This is a genomic window from Burkholderia sp. LS-044 (assembly GCF_004803625.1).
GTDB lineage: Bacteria > Pseudomonadota > Gammaproteobacteria > Burkholderiales > Burkholderiaceae > Burkholderia > Burkholderia cepacia.
In genome coordinates this window covers 189,127-208,748 of sequence record NZ_SSWO01000012.1, presented here as the reverse complement: position 1 = coordinate 208,748, position 19,622 = coordinate 189,127, and the positions used below count along the sequence as shown (strand labels likewise).

General features: G+C 65.5%; 16 protein-coding genes and 2 pseudogenes. 8 read left to right on the top strand and 10 right to left on the bottom strand.

The annotated features are described in order from the left end of the window. Positions 1-45: 45 nt before the first annotated feature. Together E9536_RS28050 and E9536_RS28045 are read right to left on the bottom strand one after the other, a co-directional pair. Positions 46-1,425: an MATE family efflux transporter gene (locus tag E9536_RS28050; protein WP_136471421.1), complete on the bottom strand. Its 1,380-nt coding sequence runs from the start codon at positions 1,423-1,425 to the stop codon at positions 46-48. 11 nt (positions 1,426-1,436) lie between these two features. Next, positions 1,437-2,366: an alpha/beta hydrolase gene (locus E9536_RS28045; protein ID WP_136471419.1), complete on the bottom strand. Its 930-nt coding sequence runs from the start codon at positions 2,364-2,366 to the stop codon at positions 1,437-1,439. A 157-nt stretch (positions 2,367-2,523) separates the two neighbouring features. Between E9536_RS28045 and E9536_RS28040 the strand changes: the two genes are divergently transcribed. Next, complete coding sequence (locus E9536_RS28040) at positions 2,524-3,090, top strand: TetR family transcriptional regulator (protein WP_027792270.1); 567 nt, start codon at positions 2,524-2,526, stop codon at positions 3,088-3,090. 277 nt (positions 3,091-3,367) lie between these two features. Here E9536_RS28040 and hchA read toward each other — a convergent pair whose 3' ends face one another. Continuing rightward, a complete protein-coding gene (gene hchA / locus E9536_RS28035) occupies positions 3,368-4,249 on the bottom strand; it encodes a glyoxalase III HchA (RefSeq protein WP_060358555.1) in 882 nt (293 codons plus the stop codon). A 395-nt stretch (positions 4,250-4,644) separates the two neighbouring features. Here hchA and E9536_RS28030 point away from each other — a divergent pair, with 395 nt between their 5' ends. Beyond that, positions 4,645-6,312 carry a fatty acid--CoA ligase gene (locus tag E9536_RS28030; RefSeq protein WP_136471417.1) on the top strand — a complete coding sequence of 556 codons (1,668 nt, stop codon included), beginning with the start codon at positions 4,645-4,647 and terminating at the stop codon, positions 6,310-6,312. Positions 6,313-6,389: 77 nt separating this feature from the next. Here the strand turns inward: E9536_RS28030 and E9536_RS28025 are convergent, their stop codons facing one another. Continuing rightward, a complete protein-coding gene (locus E9536_RS28025) occupies positions 6,390-6,809 on the bottom strand; it encodes a nuclear transport factor 2 family protein (protein WP_059685771.1) in 420 nt (139 codons plus the stop codon). Between the two features lie 339 nt (positions 6,810-7,148). On the opposite strand from E9536_RS28025, the gene E9536_RS28020 reads away from it, so the two are divergent. From E9536_RS28020 to E9536_RS28005, 4 genes are all read left to right on the top strand, one after another. After that, on the top strand, positions 7,149-9,914 hold the full coding sequence (locus E9536_RS28020) for a LuxR C-terminal-related transcriptional regulator (RefSeq protein WP_136471415.1): 2,766 nt from the start codon (positions 7,149-7,151) through the stop codon (positions 9,912-9,914). Positions 9,915-10,238: 324 nt separating this feature from the next. Beyond that, entirely contained in the window at positions 10,239-11,177 is a 939-nt protein-coding gene (locus E9536_RS28015; protein WP_048027848.1) for a LysR family transcriptional regulator, read from the top strand. Beyond that, complete coding sequence (locus tag E9536_RS28010; RefSeq protein ID WP_247873518.1) at positions 11,161-11,661, top strand: BON domain-containing protein; 501 nt, start codon at positions 11,161-11,163, stop codon at positions 11,659-11,661. The genes E9536_RS28015 and E9536_RS28010 overlap by 17 nt, the downstream gene beginning before the upstream one ends. A gap of 96 nt (positions 11,662-11,757) precedes the next feature. Continuing rightward, the gene (locus E9536_RS28005; RefSeq protein WP_230958379.1) at positions 11,758-11,904 is read left to right on the top strand and encodes a hypothetical protein; all 147 of its coding nucleotides are present in this window, start codon (positions 11,758-11,760) and stop codon (positions 11,902-11,904) included. A gap of 24 nt (positions 11,905-11,928) precedes the next feature. Here E9536_RS28005 and E9536_RS42690 read toward each other — a convergent pair whose 3' ends face one another. The 3 genes and pseudogenes from E9536_RS42690 to E9536_RS42680 form a co-directional block, all read right to left on the bottom strand. Next, entirely contained in the window at positions 11,929-12,123 is a 195-nt protein-coding gene (locus E9536_RS42690) for a hypothetical protein (protein ID WP_348772179.1), read from the bottom strand. Positions 12,124-12,160: 37 nt separating this feature from the next. Beyond that, positions 12,161-12,553 (bottom strand): annotated as a pseudogene (locus E9536_RS42685) (LysR substrate-binding domain-containing protein); the annotation flags it as partial. Between the two features lie 118 nt (positions 12,554-12,671). Beyond that, positions 12,672-12,806: pseudogene (locus tag E9536_RS42680) on the bottom strand (LysR family transcriptional regulator); the annotation flags it as partial. Positions 12,807-13,192: 386 nt separating this feature from the next. Here E9536_RS42680 and E9536_RS27995 point away from each other — a divergent pair. After that, positions 13,193-13,510: a DUF485 domain-containing protein gene (locus tag E9536_RS27995; RefSeq protein WP_136471413.1), complete on the top strand. Its 318-nt coding sequence runs from the start codon at positions 13,193-13,195 to the stop codon at positions 13,508-13,510. After that, positions 13,507-15,183 (top strand): cation/acetate symporter ActP, encoded by a 1,677-nt coding sequence (gene actP / locus E9536_RS27990; protein WP_081076280.1) that lies wholly within the window; start codon positions 13,507-13,509, stop codon positions 15,181-15,183. Before E9536_RS27995 ends, actP begins: the two co-directional genes overlap by 4 nt. A 73-nt stretch (positions 15,184-15,256) precedes the next feature. Here actP and E9536_RS27985 read toward each other — a convergent pair whose 3' ends face one another. The 3 genes from E9536_RS27985 to E9536_RS27975 all read right to left on the bottom strand — a co-directional run bounded on the left by E9536_RS27985 (position 15,257) and on the right by E9536_RS27975 (position 19,415). Next, positions 15,257-17,434, bottom strand: a complete 2,178-nt coding sequence (locus E9536_RS27985) for an FUSC family protein (RefSeq protein WP_136471411.1) — start codon at positions 17,432-17,434, stop codon at positions 15,257-15,259. 213 nt (positions 17,435-17,647) lie between these two features. Further along, positions 17,648-18,331 (bottom strand): type 1 glutamine amidotransferase domain-containing protein, encoded by a 684-nt coding sequence (locus tag E9536_RS27980; RefSeq protein WP_136471409.1) that lies wholly within the window; start codon positions 18,329-18,331, stop codon positions 17,648-17,650. Positions 18,332-18,374: 43 nt separating this feature from the next. Next, entirely contained in the window at positions 18,375-19,415 is a 1,041-nt protein-coding gene (locus tag E9536_RS27975; RefSeq protein WP_060198284.1) for an NADP-dependent oxidoreductase, read from the bottom strand. Positions 19,416-19,622 lie beyond the last annotated feature (207 nt).

The following is a 19,622-nucleotide window of genomic DNA, read 5'->3' as shown; positions in this document are numbered from 1 at the left end:
CTCCAGATATAGCCGATCGATAACGGCGGGTCGTTGCGCGATCCGTCACACCTCGACCCGAGTCCAGATACGTTTGGGCACCATCGTGGCCGCGCATACCAGCGCTGAACCGATCGTCCCCGCCGCGACGAAGGCGGACAGCGTGCCCATGCCGCCCCCCAGTTGATTGACGGCCAGCCATCCACCACCGGCCGTAATGATCAAGCGAGCCGTTCCACCCAGGATTGTCCAGAAAGGACGGCCGATACCCTGGGCCGCAAACGAGAGGATGAAAGACACGCCGACCAGACCGTAGAGTGGCGCGATGGTCCTCAAATAGAGGCTCCCGAAGTGTGTCGTGGCCGTGTCATGCGTGAACAGGCCCAGCCAGACGGGGGGATGGATGGCGACGACCAATCCGATGATCTGCGTGAAACCGGCTCCCATCGCAATGCCAAGCCATGTAGCTCGTCTGGCCCGCGCGATGTCGCCGGCTCCCATGCATGTCCCGACGACGGTCAGCACGGCGGTACCTAGACCGAACAGCAGCGGTATCAAGACGTAGTCGAGTCGTGAAGCGATGCCGTAGCCGGCCAGCGCAGCCTGGCCAAAACGCCCGACCACCGCGGTCAGCAATACGACCATCAGATTCAGTTGCAGTGCGCCTATCGACGAGAGCGCACCAACCCGAAGAATGTCCGAAAAGAAACGCAGATTCAGCGGCGCGCGCGTCAGGACCAATCCGGCGCGCCCCCTGGCCATGTAGAACAGGAGCGCGACGGCGGCGATGCTGTAATAGAGGGAGACGGCAATACCCGCACCGGCAATGCCCAGGCCGGGTACGGGACCCATGCCGAAAATCAGCAAAGGCGAAAGCGGAATCAGCACCAGTGCACCGGCGAAGGTCGTGATCGCGGGAATCTTGACGTTCCCGCTACCTCGCAGGGCTGCGCACAGCAAGTTGACGATCCAGACCGGTATGGCGCCGGCGAATACGTAGTTCGAATAGGTCACCGCCGCGGCGAGTCCCGGCCCCCGGCCGCCGAGTGCGGCATACAACTCGGGACCGTAGCACCACGCCAATATCGTGAAAAGGCAGCCGAGTGCCACGGCCACGACAACCGCATGCAGGACGAGCGCATCGGCATCGCGCCGTTTGCCGCCGCCAATTGCTCGAGCCACGGCGGACGCAACGCCACCTCCAATGCCGCCGTTGGACATCATCGTCATCAACATCGAGATCGGGAAGACAAGCGACACGCCGACCAACGAATCGGTACCGAGAAAGCTCACGTACCACGTCTCCAGCACGCCGACGAATGTCTGGGCGATCAATACGGCCATGGTGGTCACCCCGAGCGACAGCAGCGTTCGAAACAGGGGGCCGCCCAGAATGCGAGCGCGACGTAGCGCGCCGGCATCGGGTTTGTTTGAAGTCTGATCCATATGCTTCGTCCCTATCCCCGGTCGGACAGGAACGACAGCAGCAGCTGATTGACCGCGTCAGGCGCTTCTTGCTGCGCGTAATGACCGATTCCGGCAATCAGGTGCTTCCCCTTCAGGTTGGGCACGTTACGTTCGAGCGTCTCGTATTCATCCTTCGCCATCTTCAGCACGCCATCCAGTTCACCGGCGATGAAGACCGTGGGCTGGAAGATGCGCGCGCCTTCCAGGAACGGCGTCAGCTCCCAGTTCCGATCGAAGTTCCGATACCAGTTGATGCCGCCCCGGAAACCCGACACCTTGAACTGAGCCGTGAAGTAGTCGAGTTCCTCCGTCGTCAGCCACGCGGGTTGCTCGTCGGGGAACACGAGACTGTCGACAAGACGACTGGCCTTGTCGAAACGGACGAAGCTGGAATGGCGGTGTTTTTCACTCGAGCGAGCCTGCCCCGAGGCCGAATACAGAATGCCCAGCAAAGCGCGGCGAACGTCGGCTTCGAGCTCGCGCTCGATCCGCCCCGGTTCCTGAAAATACTGTTGATAGAAATGCTGCTCCTGCGTGAGCAATTGAAAGCGGACGGCCGGCCGCAGTGTCTGGCGCGGCAGGTACGGCACGCTCAGCAAAGCCAGTTTGCGGAACATGTCGGGACGAAGCAGCGCGGCGGACGCTGCGACCATGGATCCCCAATCGTGCCCGACGAGAATCGCGTGTTCTTCCCCCAACGCATGAACTAGGCCGACCAGGTCCGCAACGAGATTCAGGACGTTGTATGCGTCGATTGCTTGCGGTGCATCGGTGTCGGCGTAGCCTCGCTGATCCATTGCGACAACCCTGTACCCGGCCCGCGCCAATGGCGCGATCTGATGGCGCCACGAAAACCACGATTCAGGCCACCCGTGACAGAGCAGGATCAGCGGCCCGGATCCCTGCTCCACATAGTGCATGCGAATGCCGTTGGTATGGACGTATCCATGTTTCCAGTCCTGTCCCACTTCCGCCCCCTTGGGTAAATAAGAGTATGGTCGACATCCAATTAGAGTATGAATACACTCTAAGTGTCAACGGGAAGTTTTACACGGAGCGCTCAGGCGCAAGATCGATATGAGAAAGTCGAGGGAAGAGGCAAGCGAGACCCGCAAGCGGATCGTGGAAACCGCCGCAAGGGAGTTTCGCGAGAAGGGGGTGGTTGGTGCGGGGATTGCCGACATCATGTCGGCTGCCGGCTTGACCCCAGGCGGGTTCTATCGGCACTTCGAGTCGAAGGACCATCTCGTGGCGGAAGCATGCGATGTCGCCAGCGCGACGCTGTACGGAACGCTCGAGTCGTTCGTGCAGGGGAAACCGCCTCGTGAGGCGCGCCGGGAGATTGCGGAGCGTTACCTGTCGGTCGCGCATCGCGACAATATGTCGATAGGCTGCCCGTTTGCGGCGCTGGGTGGAGATATGGCGAGAGCCGATTCGCGCACACGGCAAGTCGCGACGGACGGGTTTCTCCGTCTCGTGGGTCTCATCGAGGCACAGTTGGGCGGCACGGAAGCAAGCAAGCGTGGCAAGTCGCTGGCGGCCGCGTCAGCCATGATCGGTGCGCTGATGATGTCGCGCGTGGTGGATAACGAGGCGCTGTCGGAAGAAATACTCGAGGCTGCTCGGGACGCGCTGTGCAGATAACGCGGGAATGGCTTTCCTCGATGATTTGGCATCCTCGGTATTCTCGAATGATCCTGATGCTGCGTGAGCACACGCATCAAACGAAGCCAATCAAATCGGGGATTGCGGTTTAGTCGACATTGAAGCGCACCCATGCTCGACGAAGGCTTTGCCAACGGATCGAACGCGTAGCGCACCCGTCCCGGGGGAAACAGTTGCCTGTTGCCGGCGCCGATGACGACAGCAATTGCACCGGTGATGCGTAGCACCAGTGCAATTGCGCGATGCACGCCGGTCGTCAGTTCCCGACTTCCTTCAGCAGTGCCGCAGCGGCCAGTTTGCCGATGTTGTTGGACGCAAGCGGGCTATCGCCCGTGATCAGTTTCCGGTCCTGATGGCACCGGCCCGTCATGTCCTTGTTCAACACCTTGGCACCGAGTTTTTCGAGGCTTTCGGCGACGAGCCACGGCAGCGGGCCCGGCATGTACCCGATATCGAGATTCGGCCCCTTGTCGAGGGCATCCGGGAACACGCAAACCTCGTAGTCCTTGAACGGATAGTTTTGCGGATCCTCGTCGACGGCCGCCGACAGCAGGCACGCCGGGCCGTGACACAGCGTGATGATGTGCCGGTCGTTGTCGAGCGCCCACTTGAGGGTTCGCTTCACTTCCTTGCTGTGCGGAATCCCGGCGAGCACGCCGTGGCCGCCGGGAATGAACACCGCGATGTACGGCGAATCGGCGCCGAGATCCTTCTCGAGCACGTCGGACAATTTGAGCGGCGTCTTGAGTTTCGGCAGATATTTCCGGTACGTGGACTGCACGGCCTCGTCGTCGCCGGGCATGGCCCACAGCTCCAGCTTGGCGGGATTGCCCGAAAGCGTCGCGATATCGATTTCAAAGCCGGCCTGATCCATGTGATGCATCGGCAGCAGCATCTCGACCGGATGATTGCCGGTCGAGAACATCTTGCCGTTCGTCATCAGGACGTAGCGTTCGTCCGTGGCGATCATCAGGACCTTCCACTTGCCGCCCTTGTACGGGTTCGGGTAATGCGCGCCGTCGAAGTCGGTCTTTGAAGACGTGTATTGCGACAACGAATACGGCGACGGAAAGTACGCATTGTTCTCGGCCGGATCGGGCGAGGGGATCTTGTCCGTTTGCTGCGGCTCGGTGGTCATAACTGCTCCTTTCACTGGACTGGGTTCAGGAATCGGTCTGGCGTCGACGATTGGCCGTGCTCAGCCGACGGAGGCCTTCGAGTCTGCTCGGTAGGTCTCCTTTGCACTTCGAGGCGAAGACGGCGATTTCGCCAGGCCGCGCGAGCATGCCCGGAAATCTTACAACGCGGCCGGGATTAATTGCCCCCCCGATCAGGTGGGTTGCCGCCCGCGCGATCGATCGCGGCATGGCCGATCCGCCAGGACGGCTTGTCCCCCCAAACGTGGGGGTGTCCGGCGCATGCCGGTACGGTATCTTGACTGTCACCCTGGCCGACGCAAACCGGCGTTGGCGACGGCCTGCATGGCCGCCAGAAACCTTGAATCGGGCCACGTCGCCGCTCACGGAGACTCTCATGAACCCTTCGCATTCCGGCTCCCGGGATGAGCCATTGCCGTCCGCGTCCACGTATCCGCTGCTGGTCAAGCAATTGCTTCACACCCCGCTGGCGACGCGGCCGGAACAGGAAATCGTTTACGGCGACCAGGTGCGCCACGACTACTGGACCTTCCGCCATCGTCTCGGTCAACTCGCCAGCGGGTTGTCGTCGATCGGCGTCGGGGCCGGAGATACGGTCGCGGTGATGGACTGGGACAGCCATCGTTATCTCGAGTGCTATTTCGCGATTCCGATGATGGGGGCGGTGCTGATGACCGCCAACGTTCGGCTGTCTCCCGATCAGCTCCTGTACAGCCTCAATCATTCGGGGGCGCAGGTTGCACTGGTGCATCGCGACTTTCTGCCGATGCTCGCCGGCATTCGCGACCGGCTCGAAACGGTGAGACGGTTCGTGCTGATCGGCGACGGAGCCGAGATCGACCTTCCGGACGGGTTCGTCGACGAGTACGAGCATTGGGTCGGCGCCAGCCCGCCGGATTTCGTGTTCCCCGATTTCGACGAACAGACCCGCGCGACGACGTTCTACACGACCGGTACCACGGGGCTGCCGAAAGCCGTGGCGTTCACCCATCGCCAGCTCGTGCTGCACACGTTGGCCGGCATGGCGGCGCTGTCGAGCGCGCGCGATCGCGGCCGCATCCATCGTGACGACGTCTACATGCCGATCACGCCGATGTTCCACGTGCACGCGTGGGGCATTCCGTATATCGCGACCGCGCTCGGCCTCAAGCAGGTTTATCCGGGGCGCTATTCGCCGGACGGATTGCTCGCATTGATCGCGCGCGAATCGGTGACGTTCTTGCACTGCGTGCCGACGCTGCTTGCGATGATCCTCGACAGCCCGGCGCTGGCCGGGATCGACCTGTCGTCGTGGAAGGTGATCGTGGGCGGCTCGCCGCTGCCCGAGGGGCTGGCGCGGGCGGCACTCGCGCGCGGCATCGAGGTGTACACGGGTTACGGCATGTCCGAAACCTGCCCGCTGATGACGATCGCGCAGGTGGATCCGCCGCTCGGGGCAGGCTGCACGACGGACGACGACGATATCGCGCGCCGGACGAAGGCAGGCTTGCCGCTGCCGCTCGTCGACCTGCGCATTGTCGACGCCCAATTTCGCGACGTGCCGCACGACGGCCGGTCGGCGGGCGAAATCGTCGTGCGGATGCCGTGGGCGACGCAGGGTTATCTCGGCGACGGGGCGGCATCGGCCGCGCTGTGGGCCGGCGGATATCTTCATACGAACGACATCGGCGTGATCGACAAGGACGGTCGGCTGCAGATCACGGACCGGATCAAGGACGTGATCAAGACGGGCGGCGAATGGGTGTCGTCGCTCGAGCTCGAGGACATCCTGTCGCGCCATCCGGCCGTCCGGGAATCGGCCGTGATCGGCGTGAAGGACGCGCGGTGGGGCGAGCGTCCGCTCGCGCTCGTCGTGCTGGCTGACGAGCATGTGGGCCGCGTCGGGCCGGCGGAGTTGCAGGCGCATGTGAAGCAGGTGGCCGACCGCGGACTGATCTCGCGCTATGCGGTGCCGGAGCGCCTGCTGATCGTCGACGCGATCGAGAAGACGAGCGTCGGGAAGATCAACAAGCGCGCGCTGCGCGAGCGCTACGAGCCCGACTGAGTGCGGCGTGGCCGCCGGGCGCCGCTCGCAATTGCGGTGCGGCGCCGGGTCGGCACGACGGAATCCTCCGGAGGACGTCACCCGAGGGTCGTCTTGCCGAGATCCTCGAAGAGCCGGACGTTGTCCCAGTAGGCGGCGAGCCGCTCGATCCGGCCGTCGGTATCGAATTCGAACACGAACGCATGCCGGAGGGAGAACGTGCGTCCGCGGTTCTGGATGCCGGCGAATTCGCGCACCTGCGTGCCGCCGATCGTGACTTCGGCGGTGGCGTGACGGCCGGCGTCGTCCGCATGAATGGCGTCGACCTCGTTGTGCAGGTCCGGAAATGCGTCCAGCAGCGCCGCCCAGATGGCCTTGCCCTGCACGTCCGCCCGGCCGGTCACGCCGATCGGCACGTAGTCGAGGGTGGCATCCGGCGCGAACAGCGTGAGCATCCCTTCGATGTCGTGCCGGCGATACCGGTCAAAAAACGCGGCGACGGCGTCGCGACTGTTCATGGCGGCTCCTGGGGAAAGCGCAGCGTCGGTGGCGGCGCGGGTCACCCGCGATGCCGAGTTGCCAGAATGAAACGACATTGTCGTGCGAGGTACCCCCCGAATGGGGGGCTGAACATCGTGCGCCCGTTCAAGAACAATGCGGGTCCTTTGGAGCCGACCGCGACGCGGCGCCGCGAGCGGGCGAAGCGGTACGGACATCACCTACTTTTGACGGCCGGCGCCGACTCGCTATGCTGTTGCGGAGCGCCGCGGGCCGTGGCCGGGCATCCGGCCGGGCGGCCGGCGGTGCTTTTTCTGGGCCGGCGGATACGCGCAGTGCGCGAGGAGAACGTGAACAGCATGACGCCGAGGGACAACAGACGATCAACCAGCCCGGCGGACGCCGACACGATCGAAGTGCTCGTGCGCACCAAGCTCGCGCCGCCGTCGGCCAGCGGGATCGTGTCGCGCATCACGCGGCTCGGGCGGCTGCGCCGCGGCCTCGATCGCCGTTTGACGCTCGTCTGCGCACCTGCCGGGTACGGCAAGACGACGCTGCTGGCGGAATGGCGCAACACGCTGGTCGAATCGGGCAGGAAGGTCGCGTGGGTGAGCCTCGACCAGGACGACGACAACGCGTCGATCTTTTCGTCCTACGTCGTCGCGGCAATCGTCGACGCGACGGGCGGGGTCGGCGCGCATGCCCGGCAGATGCTGCGCGACCGCGCACTGATTCCGCTGAAGGTCGTGTTCGACGAACTGCTCAACGAGCTGGAAAGTTCGGGTGTCGAACTGTTCCTGATGCTCGACGACTTCGATCGCCTCGTGTCGCCGGTCATCCACGACGCGATGTTCGGTCTGCTGCGCTACGCGCCGTCGAACCTTCACGTCGTGCTGTCGTGCCGTTCGGCACCGGCGCTGCCGCTCAGCTACTTCGATTCGCGCGACCAGCTCGTGAGAATCGACGAGAACGACTTGCGTTTCGACGATGCCGAAACGCGCTCGTTCTTCGAGCTGATCGCCGGCAAGCCGCTCAACGCGGCAAACGTGGAGCGCCTGCGCGCGGCCACCGAGGGCTGGGTGTCGGGCCTGCAACTCGCGGCGCTTGCATTGAACGACGACAACGATGCGGCGCGCGTGGCCGAACAGGTCAGCCATGCCCGGGCCGGCATCGCCGCGTACCTGAACGAGAACGTGATGACGCAGGTGCCGGACGCGATCCGGCGCTTCCTGCTGCACACGGCCGTGCTGGACCGGATGACGCCGGCGCTGTGCGATGCGCTGACCGGCCGGGACGATGCGCTCGGCTGCCTCGAATGGCTGGTCGGGCATAACCTCTTCATCCGGTCGATCGACGGCGACCGCCAGCGTTATCGCTATCACGCGTTGTTTCTGCAGTACCTGCGCGAGGAACTGGCGCTGCGCGAGCCCGATGCGGTGGCGACGCTCAATCGCCGTGCGAGCGAGTGGTATGCGGCGGAGCGGCAGTGGCCGGACGCCGTCCGGCACGCGCTGGCAGCGGGCGATTTCGACGCAGCCGCCGCCTGGGTCGAGGCATGCGCGATGAAGCTGATCGCGTCGAGCGACGTGCGCACCGTGCTCGACTGGGTGTCGCGCCTGCCCGGGCAGGCGCTGGCAGGCCGGTTGCGGCTGCGGATCGCGCATGCATGGGCGCTGGCACTGGCGATGCAGATCATCGACGCGCGGCACGCACTCGATGCGCTCGAAGCCGACATCGACGCGGGGCGGCTCGACACCGATGCCGTCACGGCGACCGAGTTGCTGGCCGTCCGCTCGCTGATCGTCGCGCTGTCGGATCGCAGCATCGAGGCGCTGCACCTGGGCGAGCGCGTACTCGCGGCCGGCCCGCCGTCCGGTTCGTGGGTCGAGCAGATCGGGCAGACCGCGCTGAGTTTCGGGCTCGGGTACGCGGGCCGCCTCGACGACGCGCTGGACCTCCGGGCGCGGGCCGAGCGCGCGGCGTCCGGCCACGAACCGCTGTTTGCGAACGTGTATCGCCAGAACATGTCCGGCCTCGCGGAGTTCGTCGCCGGCCGCTTGCACGACGCGTCGAAGACGTTCGAAACGGCGTTGCGTGCCGCGGAGCGGGCGGCGGGGCGCCTGTCGGCGGCGACGGCGCTGTCGTCCGGTTACCTGTCGGCCATTTACTACGAATGGAACGACTGGCAAAAGGTGCGCGACGCGCAGGCCGACCGCTTCGACATCGCGATGCAGGCGTGTTCGCTGGGGCCGCTGCTCAGGTTCGTGCAGACCGCCGCATTGCTGCAGTTCCAGGCCGGGCACGAAGCGCGCGCGCACGAACTGCTCGACGAGGCCGATCACATCGCATGCAGCCGGCAATGGCTGCGGCTGCGCGTTGCATGCATGGCGACCGGCGTCCGGCTTCACCTCCATGCCGGGAAGCCGACGCAGGCGCATCGCGTCGGGCGGGCGCTCGCGTCGCTGGTGTCGGAGGCGCCGCCGGAAGAAACGTCGAGCCAGGTCGAGACATGGCAGATGGCGCAATCCGCACGTGCACGCCTGCTGCTTGCCGATGCGCGCGCGGACGAGGCTGCGCAGGTCATGGCGACCGTGCACGAGTTGCTCGCCGCCCGCGGGTTCGACTGGCTGGTGGCGCAGGCGGCCGTGTTGCGCGCGCTCGCGTGCGAACAGGCGGGCGACGAGGAGACGGCGCTCGCGATGCTCGCCCGCGCGCTCGAATACGGTCAGGGCAACGGGCTCGTGCGGACCTTCGTCGACGAAGGTCCGCCGGTCGAGCGCATGTTGGCGCGCGTGCAGAACCGGCTCGACCGGTTTCCGGCGCTCGGGGCGTGGTATCCGCGCGAACTGATGCGCGCGTTCGACGCGCAGCGCGCCGCGGGCGCAACACCGGCCGGGCGGCCCGGCGTGGCCGGCAACCTGAGCGCTCGGGAAGTCGAGATCCTCGACTACGTTGCGCGCGGGCTCTCGAACAAGGAAATCGCCCGTGCGCTGCGCGTCGCGCCGGAGACGATCAAGTGGCATCTGAAGAACATCTTCGAAAAACTCAACGTCACGTCGCGCATCCAGGCCGTGCGCAGCGGGTTGGCGCTCGAAGCGTCCCGCACGCGCCCAGGCGGCGAATGAACGGCTTGCGCCCGCAGGCGATATAGCCACCGATCCGGACATCGACCGTCGACCCATAGGTGTACGGACTGTTCGTTCGTCACGAAGAGCACGCCACGCTCGAGCGGATGAGGTTACGTCGTCATATCGGCTCGCGACCGGTGCGTCTGCGCGATCAGCGCGTTGACGCAAACGCCAAGCATTCCACATGATCGACCGACACTTCAGCCCCCCGACCGGGGGGCTGAAGTGTCGGCGCGGAATGCCGGACAATCGGTGACACCGAACGCATCGCCGCACTTCGCTGGCGTGTCGCGTGGATGCAGCACTGGATGATGGGTCGAAATGGACATCCTTGAGAACATGCGGACGTTTGTGCGCGTCGTGCAGGCCGGCAGCTTTACGGCAGTGGCGAAACAGACCGATGTGGCGATTGCACAGGTATCGCGGGCGGTATCCGGCCTCGAGGAATATGCACAGACCCGCTTGTTGAATCGAACGACCCGGAGGATTTCGCTGACCGACAGCGGGCGGCGTTATTTCGAGCGCCTGCTGGCCATCCTCGGCGATGTCGACCAGGCGAATGCCGAGGCGAGAAACGCACTCGTCCGGCCATACGGGCGGTTGCGCGTGCACACGATGCCGGGCCTGGGGCAAAGCCATGTCACCGAGGCCGTCGTCACCTATCAGGCGGCTTTTCCCGAGGTGGCCGTCGACATCACCTATTCGCAGAGGATGCCGAACCTGGTGGAAGACGGCTACGACATTTCGGTGGTCGCGGCGTCGAGTCTTCCCGATTCGGGATACATCGCGCATACCTACGGAAGGTGCTACAGCGTGCTGGTCGCGTCGCAGGACTATCTCGACCGGCATGGCACCCCGTCGAAGCCGGCCGATCTTGCCGACCATACGTGCTTGCGCCTCGACACGCCGGCCGACTCGAACGATGAATGGTTGCTTCATGGCACGCGCGGCGAGGTGGAATCACATTCCGTTCTCTCGGCCCCGTTCCAGGCGAATGCACCGGAAGCGCTGGCGATCGCGTTGCGTGCCGGCATGGGCATCGGGTCGTTGGCGATTTACTCCGTCATTGACGATCTGCGGAGCGGGAAACTCGTCAGGGTGTTGCCGGGTTACCGCCTGACGATGCTCGACGTTTACGCGATGTACGTATCCCGGCAGTTCATGGACGCGAAGATACGGACATTTCTCGAGCATCTGCGCATGACGCTTTCGCCGGCGCTGGAAGCCGACGAAGGCGCATTGAATGCGATTGCCGCATAAGGCCTGCGCACTGCAACCGGCAGTGGCCGGCGCGACGCAGGCGCAATACCGGGCCCGATTCGAGTACCCACCCACCCGTAGTTTCCCGTTCGTTCAAATTGAGGAGAGCATGATGAAGTCACGCCTTATGATCGTTGTCGCCGGCTTTGTCGCATTGACGTCCGTCACGTCCTACGCGCAATCCGGCACCCCCGACACGCAAACGGCCACGCAGACGGCTGCCCCGTCGCGATCGGCCAAGAAGGCCGAGCGCCTGGAAAACCGTGCATTTGCGAAGAAGGTCCGTCAGGTGATCGTGAAAGCGCACGGGATCGGCAATGCACAGGTCACCGTCTTTGCCAAGGCAAAGACGGGTGAAGTGACGCTGGCGGGATTGATTACCGACGAGTCGCAGGACAAGGCCGCGGTGGAAGCGGCTCGCCAGGTGCCGGGCGTCACGTCGGTGACCAGCAAGCTTCAGTTGCGCATGGAAGGCGGGCAGTGATGCGGCGTATGCCGCATTGCTGAGCGATACAGGATCCTCCGGATGTTCGCATCCGGAGGGTCTTCGCCATGCAGGGCGCTGCATTCGACCCGCGGCGTGCATGCCGAAGTCTCGCCCGACGAGCCGGTCGCCTACTGCAAGGAGCGGATGGCGGCGTACAAGTATCCGCGCATCGTCGAGATCATCGACGAACTGCCGAAGACCATGACGGGGAAGATCCTGCGGCGCGAGCTGCGCGGGTGAGCGCGCGGCCGGCGAGGCACCGCGTCACGGGCGGCTCGCCGTGTCCGCGCGAACGGGATCGAATACGTCGCCCGGTTGCCGACGCAGCCAGCCATTCGCGGGATCGGCATCGGCATTCGCGTGCCAGTAGAGATAGGTATCGATCGACGCGTCGCACGGGCATTCGAGCATCCGGTTGCCGCACATCTCGTTGAGCAGCCGCGCGTACCGCTCCGGCATGGTCAGCAGCAGGTCGGTCTGGTTGACGACGCGGCACGCGGCGTTCGGCGCCGAGCCTGACGAGCGCGGCATCCTCGACGCCGCCGCCGCGCTGCCGGCCCGTCACGAGCACGTGCTCTTCGGCGAGATAGGCGTCGAGGTCGAGGCGCTGTCCGACGCGCGGGTGATCGCGCCGGCACAGCACGACGTACCGGTCGGTCGACAGCCGGGTACTGCGGACGGATTGCGGGTGCGGCAGCAGCACGTCGATCACGGCATCGAGCGAGCCCGTGAGCAGGTCGGTCTCTATCGCGCGCCGGTCGTGTTGCCCCGCGGCGATATCGATCGACGGTGCGTGCTGTGCGACGTATTGCGCGATGACCGGCAATACCACCGGTTCCTGCGCGTTGAGGATGCCGATTGTGAAACGCCTCGAACCGGCTGGCTTCATGCAGCGTGCATTCGAGTGTACGCAGGCCGTTGCGCACGCGCGCAATGATCGCTCTCGTGAACGGGGTGGGCATCATGGCATTGCCGTGGCGCTCGAACAGCGGGTCGCCGAGCAACTCGCGCATCCGGTTCAGCGCATGACTGACCGCCGACTGACTGAGGCTGAGCTGCTGCGCCGCGCGCGTGATGCTCTGCTGGGCGTAGATGCGTTCGAGTACCACCAGCAGGTTCAGGTCGGTACGGAAAAGGTTCATGACGTCGCGAATGAAAGGAGGGCGCGGCAGCGGCGGCGATTCGTGAGAAATACCGCGCGAAGACACGTTTTTTCCACCCCCCGGACGGGGGGCGGTTCGCCTCGCGCCGCTCGCCCCGGTATTCCATGCGTGCGCGAGCCCCGAGTGACGGTCGTCGACGGGAACAGTCGGTGTTTCCCCGGGGGACACGTGAGCGCGCCGACGCCCCCCACCTGTGGGGGCTGCTATTCGCCGATGGCGGAAATAAGCTCGGTCGTCCTGGCGATCGCGCAGCAAAGGCCGACCGGGCAAGGAAGCGAACCCTATCTTACGGATGACGAATCGACTGGCGAGATGACGGATACACGAGCGATCCCGATTCTCAAAACTGGCGATGGAGGAGACATATGACGTTGAATGCAAGTGCAGTTTCACGTATCCGGGAGCACGCGAAGTTTCGTGAGCTGGTCGACGAACGCGCACGCCTGGGCCGGGTGTCGATGGTCATCGTGCTGGGCGCGTATTTCGGCTTGATTGCGCTGGTCGCGTTGCGGCCCGACCTGTTGCGCAGCGCCGCGTGGGCTGGCAGTGTCACGACCGTCGGCGTGATCTTCGCGATCGCCGTGATCGTTGCGGGATGGGGGCTGACGTGGCTGTATGTCCGCGTCGCGAATGACCGGTTCGAACGTCTGACCAGCGAATTGCTGGGCGAGGTGGGGCAATGAAACCGATCGCACGCGTTTCGACCGCGGCATGCGCGCTTGCCGCCGCGCCGGGCGGCCTTGCGTGGGCCGGCCCCGCCGTGGAGGCGGGGCAGCGTCAGCCGCTCAATCCGGCCGCCATCGCGATGTTCATGGTGTTCGTCTGCATGACGCTGGGCATCACGTACTGGGCGGCGCGCCGTACCAGGACGGTCAACGACTTCCTCACCGCCGGCGGCGGAATCAGCGGGCTTCAGAACGGCCTTGCGGTCGCCGGTGACTACATGTCCGCCGCGACGTTGCTCGGCGTCGTGAGTCTCGTCTACGCGAAGGGCTACGATGGCCTGCTTTATGTCGTCGGCTTCTTCGTCGGATGGCCGGTGATGCTGTTCCTCATGGCCGAACGACTGCGCAATCTCGGCCGGTTCACGTTCGTCGACATCATCGCCTACCGGCTCGATCCGGTCAGCACGCGCTGGATGGGCGTGGTCAGTTCGTTGACGGTCGTGTTCTTCTATCTCATCGTCCAGATGGTCGGCGCGGGGGAACTCGTTCAGCTGCTGTTCGGCATCGACTACAACTATGCGGTCGTCGGCGTCGGGTGTCTCATGATCGTCTACGTGACGTTCGGCGGGATGATCGCGACGACGTGGGTTCAGATCATCAAGGCCGTCCTGCTGATGTTCGGCGGCACGTTGCTGACGCTGTTGGCGCTCGGTCACTTCGGTTTCAGCTTCGAACGGCTTGCGCGGTCGGCGATCTCGGTACACCACGCGGGGAACGCGCTGATGGAGCCGGGCCGCCTGTTCTCGGACCCCGTCTCGGCCGTCTCGATGTCGCTCGCAACGGTGTTCGGGCTCTCCGGACTGCCGCACGTGCTGATGCGCTTCTTTACCGTTCCGAATGCACGGGAAGCCAGGAAGAGCGTATTCGTGGCGAGCACGTGCATCGGCTTCATGTTCATTGCGATGTTCGTCATCGGTCTCGCGAGCGTCGTGATCGTCGGCACCGATCCGCAGTTCTTCGAGGGCGGACGCGTGGGCGGCGTGCTGCGCGGCGGGAGCAACATGGTGGCGATGCATCTCGCCGACGCGACGGGCGGCAGCCTGTTCCTCGGTTTCCTCGCGGCGGTGACGTTCGCCACCATCCTGGCCGTGGTGTCGGGCCTGGTGCTGGCGGGTGCGTCGGCCGTATCGCACGACCTCTATGCGGGCGTGTTGCGCAAGGGCCGAGCGAGCGGGGCCGATGAAATCCGCGTCACGCGGTGGACGACGCTGGCGATCGGCGCCGTGGCCGTCGTGCTCGGCCTCCTGTTCAAAGGGCAGAACCTCGCCTTTCTCGTGGCACTGGCGTTCAACGTTGCCGCTTCGGCGAATTTTCCGCCGCTCGTGCTTTCGATGTACTGGAAGGGGCTGACGAGCCGCGGGGCCGTCTGCGGCGGCGTCGTCGGTCTCGTATCGTCGGTCTCGCTGGTCATTCTGTCGCCGGCGGTGTGGAAGTCGGTGCTCGGGCATCCGGCTGCCGTGTTCCCGTACGATCATCCGGCGCTGTTTACGATGCCGCTGGCGTTCCTGGCGAGCTACGTGATGTCGACACTCGATCGCAGTTCGAAGGCCGACGCGGAGCGGCATGCGTTCGACGCCCAGTTCGTGCGCGCGCAGACCGGGCTCGGTGCGGAACGGGCCGTCGAGCATTGACGCGGAACGAACCGCGTCGCCCGCTGCGCGCCGGTGAACGAGCCGGTGTGCGCGGCCGGGTGCCGACGCGTGGTCAGTGGATGCGGAAAGCGGAGAGCGGCGAGTCGGGTGCCGCGAGTGCGCTGTGAATGAAATGCAGGCTGCCGAGCACCGTCTGAAGGCGGGGCGCGGACGGGCTTGCCGCATCGGCGGTCTGCATCGTCCGTTGCAGCGTGGCGATTGCAACCTGTACCGCGTGCGCGGCAGCAGCGCCGGCCTTCGGTGTCGGCGCCTCGAACAGCAGCCGGATCGCGCGGCACGCGGATGCGCAATCGTCGAGCCAGGCCGGTGCGGCGTCCGGCGCGGCTCGTGCCGCCTCGATGGCCGTTGCGTCGCGCAGGTCCGCGACGGCCGAGCCGATCTCGAGGACGGACAGAAACCATTCGACGGACTCGCCGTTTGCCGCCGGGTCGTCACGCGATATCGACCGGACCTGATACATGAGGTCGCGCGTGCGGCTTTCGAAGCGCGTGCGCAGCGTTGCGACCGAATCGGTGCATACGAACACGACCTGCCTGCGCAGGTCGGCCAGCAGATGCCGGCGCAACCCGCGCATCGTCGGCGGCAGGAACAGCTCGAACGCGACGGACGCCATCAGCATGGACAGGACCAGCGCGATCGCGTCGTTCATGAAGGACGTCGGATCGTAGGCGACGACATTGTCGGGGCCGGTCAGAAAGCAGAAATAGATGCAGTAGCCGATGCCGTACCCGGCCAGCGACGCGCGCGTCGTCATCCAGCATCCCAATGCGAGCGGCGCGGCGAGTACCACGCAGAGCAGCGGGAAGCCGTCGATGACCGGATAGACGACGAACATGACGATCAGCCCGACGACGGACGCGAACGCGGTGCCGATCGCCATCTGGAACGCCGTGCGAGACGGGTGCGCGGAGGACGCGACCAGCGCGCAGATGGCACCGCCGTTCAGCACGAGCAGGGCGCCCGACGGCCACGCGGTCGCGATCCAGAACGCGCTGAGCACGAGCGTCAGCAGCATCGCGCGGACGCCGGCGACTGCCGCGATGAGCGGATTGGTGCGCGGCTCGTAGGGCGTCACCCACTGTTCGCGCTCGTGCGCGGTGGCGTTCAGCGACAGATAGGTGCTCGCATAGGCGACATAGCTGCCCAGGAACCGGTCGAGCAGGTCGACCGCCGTATCGAAATCGAGCGCGGTCGCGCCGCTGCCGAGCCGGTCTCGCGCCGACTGCGCGCGGCCGGGCAGCGCCGTGCGGCAGTGCTCGAGCGTGGCGGCCAGCGACGCGGCGAATGCGTCGATATCGTCGGCGTGCGTCGCGTCCTGCCGTATGAGTCGGAGCGGCTCTGCGATAGCGGCCATCAGTGCGTCGATCTCCGTCAGCACCTCATCGGTTCGCGCGACACGCAGCCGGGCGATCAGCTGACTCAATGCGTGCAACCGCGTCGACGCCGCCATGCGCTCCGCATTGAGCCGCGTCAGGCGGCCGTTTCGCAAGCGCGTGTCGGGGCCTTCGAACACCGCTGCGCTGCGCGCGGCTTCCGCGCTCACGGTCTCGTCGACGATGCGCACGCTCAGCGCCTCGAGAAACGACCGGTCGATCCGGCCGGACAGAATCGACAGCACGTCGTCCGCGAACGCGGTGAACCGCGTGCGGTTCACGCGGCTGATCTGTTCGCTGACATGCTGCGGAAAGACGAGCGCGCTGACTGCACCCGAACTCAGGATGCCGATCGTCACCTCCGTCACACGCGTCATCGCAGAAAGAAAGGCCGCGTCCGGATGCTGCCATGACGGGATGCCGATGAGCGCGGCCGTGTAGCCGGCGAGCACGAATCCATAGGTCCGGAAGTTGCGGTTCCGCGCGGCACCTGCCGTGCACATGCCGATCCAGAGCGCAGTGGCGCCGAGGAAGAGTTCGGGCACCTGACCGAACAGGCCGATCAGCACCAGCATGGCCAGCAGGCCCACGATCGTGCCGCAGATCCGGTACAGGCTTTTGGCGAGCACCATGCCGCTTTGCGGCTGCATCAGCACGAAGACCGTCGTCATCGCCGTGCGCGGCATCGGGAGTTCGAGCTTCATCGCCACGCCGAGCGCCAGCAGCGCGGCGAGCAGGGTCTTGAAGATGTACAGCCAGGTGACGCCGCTCGTGCCGGCCCAATGACGGGCCGCATCGGCGATGCCTGTTTGGGTATCCGAAATAGATGACGTGAATCTGGAGAGCGGCGAAGACATGATGGATGTGGTGCGCGATGCAGGCGTGCGACGACAGGACGACCGTGATTGTATTTTCCGGAGGTGCGTTCGAGTATTGCGCGTGGTGTTAAACGCTTTTTCGGGATCAGGATCGATGTGATCGCGCGACGGCCGTGTTCCCGCGCGTGTCGTTCGTGTGCAAGCCGGCGGCGAACCGGATGTTCGCCGCCGGTGCGGGGGGCGCTCCGCGGGTCAGGCGCGCGTCAGCAGTTTCAACAGCGCGTGGGCGGCCGGTTCGGACGACGCCGGATTCTGGCCGGTGATCAACAGGCCGTCGACGACCACGTACGGTTGCCAGTCATCGGTTTTCGAATAACGGCCACCCTTCGACTTGAGTTCGTCCTCGACGAGAAACGGCACGACGTTCGTCAACCCGACGGCATCCTCTTCCGAATTCGAGAAGCCGGTGACGTTCCTGCCGGCGACGAGCGGCTTGCCGTCCGGCCCCTTCGCATGGCGCAGCACACCCGGTGCGTGGCAGACGGTTGCGACCGGCTTGCCCAGGGCGATGGCCTGCTCGATCAGCGAGATCGATCCTGCGTCTTCGGCGAGATCCCAGAGGGGGCCGTGGCCGCCCGGATAGAACACCGCGTCGAACGCGTCGACTGCGACCTCCGACAGTTTTTGCGTGGCCGCGAGCGCGGCGCGCGCGTCACGATCGGCTTCGAAGCGGCGCGTGGCGTCGGTCTGGAACGCGGGGTCCGCGCTTTTCGGATCGAGCGGCGGCTGGCCGCCGGCCGGCGACGCCAGCGTGATGTCGGCGCCCGCGTCTTTCAGCGTGTAGTAGGGGGCCGCGAATTCCTCGAGCCAGAAGCCGGTTTTCTCGCCGGTTGAACCGAGGGTGTCGTGGGAAGTCAGGACGAACAGAAGTTTCATGATGTCTGGGGATGGAGATGAATGATGGATGCGCGAATTCGCTTCATGCAGCGACTTCGGCGACGCGTACGACCACCTTGCCGAAGTTCTTTCCTGCCAGCAGGCCGATGAGCGCTTCCGGCGCACGTTCCAGGCCGTCGGTGACGTCTTCGCGCGGCGTGATCTCGCCGGCCTCGACCCAACGGCCCATTTCGGCCAGGAACGCCTGATAGCCGGTCGCATAGTGGTCGAGGATGATGAAGCCCTCCATGCGGATCCGTTTCTTCAGGAGCGTGTCGGTCAGGCGCGGCAGCCGATCGGGGCCCGGCGCCGGTTCGCTGTCGTTGTATTGCGAGATCAGGCCGCAGAGCGGCACGCGTGCGCCGACGTTGAGGAGCGGCAGCACGGCGTCGAAAATCGCACCGCCGACGTTCTCGAAGTAGATGTCGATGCCGTCGGGGCAGGCTTGCGCGAGCTGCCGTGCAAGATCGGGGGCCCGCCGGTCGATGCACACGTCGAAGCCGAGCGTCTCGGTGACGTACCGGCATTTCTCCGCGTCTCCCGCAATGCCGACGACGCGGCAGCCCTTGAGCTTCGCGATCTGGCCGACGACGGCGCCCACCGCGCCGCTCGCCGCCGCGACCACGACCGTTTCGCCCGGCTTCGGTTGCCCGATCTTCAGCAGGCCCGTATAGGCGGTGAAGCCCGGCATGCCAAGCACGCCTAGCGCATGGGACGGGCGCTCGAGGTCCGTGCCGAGCGGCATGAGGTCGGTGCCGTCGGAGAGCGCGTAGTCCTGCCAGCCGCTGTCGCCCAGCACCAGCTCGCCCACCGCGAATGCGGGATGCTTCGACGCGACGACGCGGCTGACGGTGCCGCCCACCATCGTGTCGCCGAGCGCAACCGGCGGCGCGTAGGACGGCGCGTCGCTCATGCGCCACCGCATGTAGGGATCGAGCGACAGGTAAAGCGTCTGCAGGAGGACTTCGCCGTCGGCGGGCGTCGGCACCGCCGTGGTTTCGAGCCGGAAGTCGTGCGCTGCCGGCGCACCGACGGGGCGGCTGGCCAGGACGACCCGGCGATTGACGGATGGGGAATGCGGCATGGGTGACCTCTGTGTAACGGTTTCGCCGCCGGGATCGTGTCGGCGGCGGCGGGTTGTTCGCGTGACGGTCGGGATGCGCGGGACGACGTGCCACGACGGCACGACGCACGAACAAAGTAGACCAGTCGTCTATAGCGTGGACGCTTGCGGGCAACGTCACAGGGCATGACCTGCGGGGGTGCGCCGGGTTGCGCCATGCATCGCATG

Excerpts from the sequence above, each read along its gene's own strand:
- E9536_RS28015 (WP_048027848.1), top strand. The coding sequence starts at position 10,239 with ATGGACATCCTTGAGAACATGCGGACGTTTGTGCGCGTCGTGCAGGCC.
- hchA (WP_060358555.1), bottom strand. The coding sequence starts at position 4,249 with ATGACCACCGAGCCGCAGCAAACGGACAAGATCCCCTCGCCCGATCCG.
- E9536_RS28050 (WP_136471421.1), bottom strand. The coding sequence starts at position 1,425 with ATGGATCAGACTTCAAACAAACCCGATGCCGGCGCGCTACGTCGCGCT.
- E9536_RS42690 (WP_348772179.1), bottom strand. The coding sequence starts at position 12,123 with ATGCCGGAGCGGTACGCGCGGCTGCTCAACGAGATGTGCGGCAACCGG.
- E9536_RS27975 (WP_060198284.1), bottom strand. The coding sequence starts at position 19,415 with ATGCCGCATTCCCCATCCGTCAATCGCCGGGTCGTCCTGGCCAGCCGC.
- E9536_RS28025 (WP_059685771.1), bottom strand. The coding sequence starts at position 6,809 with ATGAACAGTCGCGACGCCGTCGCCGCGTTTTTTGACCGGTATCGCCGG.
- actP (WP_081076280.1), top strand. The coding sequence starts at position 13,507 with ATGAAACCGATCGCACGCGTTTCGACCGCGGCATGCGCGCTTGCCGCC.
- E9536_RS27995 (WP_136471413.1), top strand. The coding sequence starts at position 13,193 with ATGACGTTGAATGCAAGTGCAGTTTCACGTATCCGGGAGCACGCGAAG.
- E9536_RS28040 (WP_027792270.1), top strand. The coding sequence starts at position 2,524 with ATGAGAAAGTCGAGGGAAGAGGCAAGCGAGACCCGCAAGCGGATCGTG.
- E9536_RS28010 (WP_247873518.1), top strand. The coding sequence starts at position 11,161 with ATGCGATTGCCGCATAAGGCCTGCGCACTGCAACCGGCAGTGGCCGGC.
- E9536_RS27980 (WP_136471409.1), bottom strand. The coding sequence starts at position 18,331 with ATGAAACTTCTGTTCGTCCTGACTTCCCACGACACCCTCGGTTCAACC.
- E9536_RS28045 (WP_136471419.1), bottom strand. The coding sequence starts at position 2,366 with ATGCACTATGTGGAGCAGGGATCCGGGCCGCTGATCCTGCTCTGTCAC.
- E9536_RS28030 (WP_136471417.1), top strand. The coding sequence starts at position 4,645 with ATGAACCCTTCGCATTCCGGCTCCCGGGATGAGCCATTGCCGTCCGCG.
- E9536_RS28020 (WP_136471415.1), top strand. The coding sequence starts at position 7,149 with ATGACGCCGAGGGACAACAGACGATCAACCAGCCCGGCGGACGCCGAC.
- E9536_RS27985 (WP_136471411.1), bottom strand. The coding sequence starts at position 17,434 with ATGTCTTCGCCGCTCTCCAGATTCACGTCATCTATTTCGGATACCCAA.